The organism is Rhodoplanes elegans (assembly GCF_016653355.1).
Taxonomy (GTDB): Bacteria; Pseudomonadota; Alphaproteobacteria; order Rhizobiales; family Xanthobacteraceae; genus Rhodoplanes; species Rhodoplanes elegans.
Map to the genome: position 1 here is coordinate 1 of NZ_NHSK01000136.1, position 6,613 is coordinate 6,613.

At 70.1% G+C, this 6,613-nt stretch carries 6 protein-coding genes and 1 pseudogene; all 7 read right to left on the reverse strand.

Annotated elements, in window-relative coordinates; genetic code table 11:
- A pseudogene (locus CCR97_RS17245) lies at positions 1 to 547 on the reverse strand (hypothetical protein); the annotation flags it as partial.
- On the reverse strand, positions 544 to 1,704 hold the full coding sequence (gene lptF, locus CCR97_RS17250) for an LPS export ABC transporter permease LptF (RefSeq protein ID WP_111359237.1): 1,161 nt from the start codon (positions 1,702 to 1,704) through the stop codon (positions 544 to 546). The pseudogene CCR97_RS17245 and the gene lptF, both read right to left, overlap by 4 nt.
- A gap of 202 nt (positions 1,705 to 1,906) precedes the next feature.
- Positions 1,907 to 2,275, reverse strand: coding sequence for a phosphoribosyl-ATP diphosphatase (gene hisE, locus CCR97_RS17255; protein ID WP_111359236.1), 369 nt, complete (start codon positions 2,273 to 2,275; stop codon positions 1,907 to 1,909).
- A 162-nt stretch (positions 2,276 to 2,437) separates the two neighbouring features.
- Complete coding sequence (locus tag CCR97_RS17260; RefSeq protein WP_111359235.1) at positions 2,438 to 2,821, reverse strand: hypothetical protein; 384 nt, start codon at positions 2,819 to 2,821, stop codon at positions 2,438 to 2,440.
- A gap of 113 nt (positions 2,822 to 2,934) precedes the next feature.
- On the reverse strand, positions 2,935 to 4,464 hold the full coding sequence (locus CCR97_RS17265) for a tripartite tricarboxylate transporter permease (protein WP_111359234.1): 1,530 nt from the start codon (positions 4,462 to 4,464) through the stop codon (positions 2,935 to 2,937).
- 61 nt (positions 4,465 to 4,525) lie between these two features.
- A complete protein-coding gene (locus tag CCR97_RS17270; protein WP_111359233.1) occupies positions 4,526 to 4,972 on the reverse strand; it encodes a tripartite tricarboxylate transporter TctB family protein in 447 nt (148 codons plus the stop codon).
- 253 nt (positions 4,973 to 5,225) lie between these two features.
- Positions 5,226 to 6,257, reverse strand: a complete 1,032-nt coding sequence (locus CCR97_RS17275; RefSeq protein ID WP_170145983.1) for a Bug family tripartite tricarboxylate transporter substrate binding protein — start codon at positions 6,255 to 6,257, stop codon at positions 5,226 to 5,228.
- Positions 6,258 to 6,613: the final 356 nt, after the last annotated feature.

Sequence of the window (6,613 nt, forward strand, 5' to 3'; positions counted from 1 at the left end):
CCGTGATGCGGTCGGGCTCGGTGCCCCAGGCGGCCCGGTAGGCCGCCGCCTGCGGGCGGGCGAGCAGCAGCAGGCGGGTCGGCGCGCCGGGCGCGAAGGCGCCGGCCTCCAGCCGCCGAAAGGCGCGGTAGCGCGGCAGCAGCGCGCGCCAAGACACGCGCCGGATCCGGGCCGCGATCGACGGGTCGGCGCAGTAGAGGAGGTCGAGCCCCGGCATCTTGTTGAAGCCGACCACCGCGTGGAATCTCGGCGCGGCCGCCGCGACCGCGGCCGCGAAGGCCGCCTGGACGCCGTGATTGGTCCGCCCCGGTGCCTTCAGGATCTCGACCGGGAGATCGTCGGCGAAGGTCCCGGCCGCCCGCTCGGCGATGAGGATCGTCACGCCGGCGCCGCGGTCCCGCAGGGCGCGCGCGATGGCGAGGCAGTCGCGCTGCAGGCCGCCGCCGGGAAACAGCTTCACCACGGCGAGCGCGATGCGCAGCCGCGCGCGCTCCGCCGCGACGAGCGCCTGGCCGCCGCCGGCGCGGTTGGCGATGTCGAGGCTCACCGCCAGGCCGGACGCGGCAGCCGGGCGAGCAGGCGACTGCGCAGCATGGCGAGGTCGAGCGTGAGGTCGCGCTCGAGACCGCGGCCCGTGTAGATGGCGAACAGGCCGAGCCCGATGGCGCCGAGCAGGACCGGATAGAGCAGATAGAGGGCGATCGGCGAGCTCTGGCCGATCGCCATGCAGGCGAAGCCCAGGATGCGCAACGCGAACACGCCGACGATCACCACGGCGGTCGAGCCGACGCGGCCCTGGCGGGTCGAGCGCGGCGTGCACATCAGCATGTAGGCGAGCACCACGAAGGCGATCGGATAGAGAGGCGCGACGAGTCGGTCGTTGAGCTCGACCCGGAACTGGTTGGGCGAGGTCTTGAGCAGCTTGTCGTCGGGATCGGGGAACAGGAGCTCCCACAGATAGCGCTCGCGCAGACCGTAGGAGACCCGGTTCGCCACCGTGTAGGGCGACAGGTCGAAGGCGTAGCGCTCGAACTTGACCATCGTGGGGTCGCGGTCGGAGGCGCGGCGGCGCTGCACCCAGCCGTCCGTCATCACCAGATAGGTGCCGCGTCCGGTCTGAACGATGTTGCCCTGCTCGGCCAGGATGGAGGCGCGCTCCTTCGGATCGCGGAAGTCGTCGATCAGGATGCCGCCGAACTGGCTGTCGGTCTTCTTCTCGCGGATGTGGAAGGTGAGGCCGCGCTCGATCGACGTGAAGGTACCGGGCCGCACGATGTTGGCGACCACGTCGGCCCGCACCTTGGCGAGCCGGTCGTTCATCTCGCGCTGCAGGAACGGCGACAGGAAGACCGCGATGATCATCACCAGCATCGAGACCACGGCGGCCAGCATGGCGAAGGGCCGGAACAACCGCCGCGGCGACACTCCGGCGGCGCTCATCACCACGAGCTCGGAATCGCCGTTCAGCTTGGTCAGCGTGTAGACGACCGCGATCAGCATCGCGATCGGCGCCAGGATGAGCATCAGGGTCGGGATGATCATGCTGGTGATGCCGATGAAGGTCAGCACCGTCTGGCCCTGACCGGTGATCAGGTCGATCTGGCGCAGGATCTGGGTCACCCAGATCACCCCGGTCAGGCTGAACAGGACCAGCAGGAACATGCTGAAGCCGGTCTTGAAGACGTATTTGTCCAGCGAATCCATCGGCGCTCGTCTCGGGGGCCCGGCGTGCGGCGGCCGGCACCGTCATAGACCTTGCGTTATAGGCGATGTCGTGGCGCTTGGCACGTCGGACGAGGCAGCCCCGGGGAAACCCGAGGTTGCTCGCCTCGGACGGCGATCCGGTGTGGGCCGGAGCCCGTCACCCCGGAGCGACGGGCCGATATAGGTTGAAACCGAGCGCGGCTCAGCCGCGCTTGCGCAGCGCCGCGGCGGCCGGGCGCTTGCGGCGCGCCTTGGCAGGCCGCTTGGACAGCTTCTCGGCGATGCCGTAGAGCTGCTCGCGTCGGTGCATCTCCTTCCACACCTCGGCCGGCTTGACGCCGACCGCCGCCCACAGCACGGCGAGGTTGTAGACGAGGTCGGCGCTTTCCCGCACGACGTTGTCGTGGTGGTCGTCCATCGCCTCGATGATCACCTCGGCGGCCTCCTCGGCCACCTTCTTGGCGATCTTGGCGCGCCCGGAATGGACGAGCCGCGCCGTCCGCGAGCTCGACGGCTTGGCATCCTTGGCGGCCAGGACGGCCCGAAACAACCGATCGATCGAATCAGCCATGGTCGAACGATAGCGGACTATGCCGTGCGAAAAACGGATTCGACCGCATCGCACACAAAAAACGGCGTCGCGTGGCGACGCCGTCGCGCTCAGGCCGGCGGTGCCGGCCTATTCGCTCCTGGCCGGCCATCCCGGGCATGCCGGCCCCGGCTCGGCTCCGGTTCACCAGCGGTCGTAATAACCGTAGGGCGCGTAGCCGTAAGGCGCGTAACCGGGGCCGTAATAGCCGTAGGCCGGCGGCGGTCCGCCGTAATAGCCGTAGGGCGCGTAGTAATAGCTGCGCCGCGCGGCGGCGTTGGCGGCCGCGATGCCGATGATGGTCGCGGCGGCGGCGCCGACCGCATAGGGGACGCCGCGCGGCGCGCCGCGATAATAGCGCCCGCCGCGATAGTAGCGACGCTGGGCACCGGCCTCGACCGTTCCGCTGGTGAGGTCGGGTCCGGCCTTGCCGGTCGAAGCCGCGACGGCCGGCGTCGGACCGAAGCCGCCGATCGCGATCGCGGCGGCCGCGACCACGGCGACGGCCACGGTGGATGATTTGCGCATGGGGGGTCCTCTGCACTGCTCCGCTCCGCCGAGTTTCGGCGGGATGAATCAACGCGCGAGCCGCCGCTTCGTTCCGCGTCCGTCATGTCGCGGCGGCAGGGCAGGACGCCGTGTCAGGCGGTGTCGCCGGCCTCCTCGGCGGCGAGGCGGGCCCGCCAGTCGCGGCGTCGACGCAGCAGCGAGGCCGCCGAGAGGACGAGCAGGCCGGCGACGACGGCGAGGAGCACGGCGGCGATCGGCCGCTCGACGAAGATGCTCCAGTGCCCGTTCGACATGACCAGCGACTGGCGCAGGCTCATCTCCAGGATCGGGGCGATGACGAGGCCGAGCACCAGCGGTGCCGGGTCGAAGTCGAACTTGCGCAGCACGTAGCCGAGCACGCCCATCGCCAGCATGATCCATACGTCGACGACCGAGTGGTTCACCTCGTAGACGCCGACGATGCAGAACATCACGATCAGCGGATAGAGATAGGCGTAGGGGATGCGCAGCACGCTGACGAACAGGCCGACCAGCGGCAGGTTGAGGGCGAGCAGCATCAGGTTGCCGACATACATCGAGGCGACGAAGCCCCAGAACACGTTCGGGTGCTCGCTGACGAGCTGTGGCCCCGGCGGCACGCCGTGGATCAGCAGCGCCGCCATCAGCACGGCCGTCACCGGGCCGGTCGGCAGGCCGAGCGCCAGCATCGGCACGAAGGCGCCCGTCGACGCGGCGTTGTTGGCCGACTCCGGTCCGGCGACGCCGGCGACGGCGCCCTTGCCGAACTGCTCCGGCGTCTTCGAGAGCCGCCGCTCCAGCGCGTAGGAGAGGAAGCTGGAGATGATGTGGGCGGAGCCCGGAATGATCCCGACCAGGAAACCGAGCACGCTGCCACGGCCGATCGGCGCCGCCGCCTCGCGCCACTCGGCGCGGGTCGGCATCAGCTCGGCGAGCTTCGGCGCCACCACGGCCGTGGTGACGTTGCGGCTCGGGGTCGAAAGTATTTCGCCGAGCCCGAACAGGCCGACCGCCACCGGCACGATGCCGATGCCGTCGCCGAGCTCCGGGATGTCGAAGGCCCAGCGGAAATGCCCGGTCATCACGTCGATGCCGACCATGCCGAGCATCAGCCCGACGCTCGCCATCAGGAGCGTGCGCACCAGCGAGGTCGACGACATGTAGGCGAGGAAGACGAGGCCGAGCACGAGGAGCACCGTGTACTCGGGCGGGCCGAAGCGCAGCGCGAAGGCGCCGAGCGGCGGTGCGACCAGCGTCAGCATGATCACGCCGAACGTGCCGGCCACGAACGAGCCGACCGCGGCGATGCACAGGGCCGCGCCGCCGCGCCCGCGCTGCGTCATCGCGTAGCCGTCGATGCAGGTCATCACCGAGGCGGCCTCGCCCGGGATGCGCATCAGGATCGAGGTGGTCGAGCCGCCGTACTGCGAGCCGTAATAGATGCCGGCCAGCATCACGATCGCCTTGGTGGCGTCGAGCCCGAACGTCACCGGCAGCAGGATCGAGATGCCGGCGAGCGGGCCGATGCCGGGCAGCATGCCGACCAGCGTGCCGACCAGGCAGCCGAGAAAGGCGTAGAGCAGCACGTCCGGCTGCAGGGCGACCGAGAAGCCGATCAGCAGGCTGTCGAAGGTTGCGTCCACGTGAAGTCCCGTGCCGGCGCCGGAGTGGCGTCTTGCTGTGTGTCTCGTGTCGCGTCGGGTCTCAGCTCCAGATCGAGCCAGTGGGGAGCGGAGACTTCAGGAGCATGCCGAACACCGCCCACAGCGTCACCGTGACTCCGACCGCGAACACGGCCGCCCGAAGGATGCCCCGTCGCTCGACCAGCGCCACGAGACCGAACAGCAGAAGCGACATCGTGATCAGGACGCCGAGCCGGGTGTAGAGCGCGGTGGCGAGTTCGGCGAAGACGATCACGCGCACCGCGTGGTCGGCGTCGCTCCAGTGCGCCGCCGTGATCGGAGGCGTGCTCGCGCCGCGGACCAGCAGCACGGCACCGAACAGCGCCACGAGGCCGATCGCGATCATCGGCATCATGCCGGCGCCCGGCATGGCGAGCGAGCCGACCGGCAGGTCGTCGCTGAGCCACCACAGGAGCCCGGCGAGCACGACGAACGCGGCGCCGGCGACAGTGTCGCGGCGGAGGGTCATCGCGGGGCTCCGTGGATGAAGATGCGCCTGGGCGCGGCACGTTCGTCACCTCTCCCCGTGCGCGGGGAGAGGTCGACAGTCGCGCGCCCGGCGCGACTGTCGGGGGAGGGGGCGTCTCCGCGAGTCGCTGTCTCTTTGTATTGCCGAGGTGCCCCCTCATCCCACCCTTCTCCCCGCGCGCGGGGAGAAGGAGCGCCAGCGCCGTGCGTGACGATCGGCAAGGGCGACGGGGCGGCCGTCATCAGGCGGCCCCTCATCCCTCCACCTTGCCGATGCTGCGCACCGCGTCCTCGATGCGGCGCGCGTCGGCGTCCCAGAACGCCTTGAACTCCGCCTGGTCCTGATAGGCGACATCCTGGCCGATGTTCTTCATCGCCTGCTTGAAGGCGTCGGTGGCGACCGCCTCGCGGGTGATCTCGCGCAACCGCGTCACCACCGGCTCGGGCGTGCCCTTCGGCGCGAACAGCCCGACCCAGAGGTAATACTCGATGTCGAAGCCGAGCTCCTTCATGGTCGGCACGTCGGGCAGCGAGGCCGCGCGCGTCGCGCCGAAGCACGCGAGCGGGCGCACCTTGCCGGCCTTCATCTGGCCGCTCGCCGCGGCGATCGACGACACCAGCGCCTGCGCGTTGTTGCCGATGAGCGCCGTGACGGCGGGGCCGCCGCCGGCGGTCGGCAGATGGCGCACCTGCAGGCCGGCCGCCTTGAGGAACAGCGCCATCGGCAGATGAAGCGCGCCGTAGAGCCCCGACGACGAGAAGATCAGCGCGTTCGGCCGCGCCTTCGCGTCGGCCATGAACTCCTGCAGGGTCTTGTAGGGCTGCTGGTCGTTGACGACGAGCACGCAAGGGTCGGCGATCAGCCGGGCGATGGGCACGAAGTCGTCGCGGGTGAACTTCGGCTTGCGGCCGAACAGCCGGTCGACCTCGGCGAAGCCGGAGATCGAGACGATGTGCATCAGCAGCGTGTATCCGTCCGGCTTGGCGGCGGCGGCGAACTGGGCGCCGACCGCGCCGGCCGCCCCGGCCTTGGTCTCGATCACCATCGGCTGCTTGGTGACGGTCTCGACCACGGCGGCGAACGGCCGTGCCACCACGTCGGCGGCGCCGCCGGGCGGGAACGGGTTGATCACCGTGACGGCGCGGATGGGATAGGTCTCCGCCAGCGCCGGGCCGAGACCCGAGCCCAGGACCGCGCCTAGGCCTGCGCCAAGTCCCATTGCGGTAGTCGAAACGGCGGCGCCGAGCATCAGGTCCCGCCGGTCGATGTGACCGGTGTCGCTCATGACGTTCCTCCCTGAACCGGCGTTGATCGCCGTTTTCATGTCCGGCTCGGTGTCGAGCCCGGCTTGATGCCGTCCGATCGCCGCGCCGCAACATGGAGGCGCGTCACGACGATCGTCCCGTCATGGTAGCGGCCGCGGCCGCGCGGTCAACACGCGCCGCGCGGGCGTGGCATAGTTTGCATGCGAAGTTCTCCGGCTCGTCGTCCCGGGGCGGCGTGTCAGCGCCGGGCCCGGGACCCATATGTGGACGGCCCCCGTGCAGCAAGAGATTTTCAGAACGGATCGGATCGCTTGCGTCCATATGTTCGGCCTGTCGGTGCGGCCACTCGCGGCCGCTGGCCAAGATGGTTTCCGCG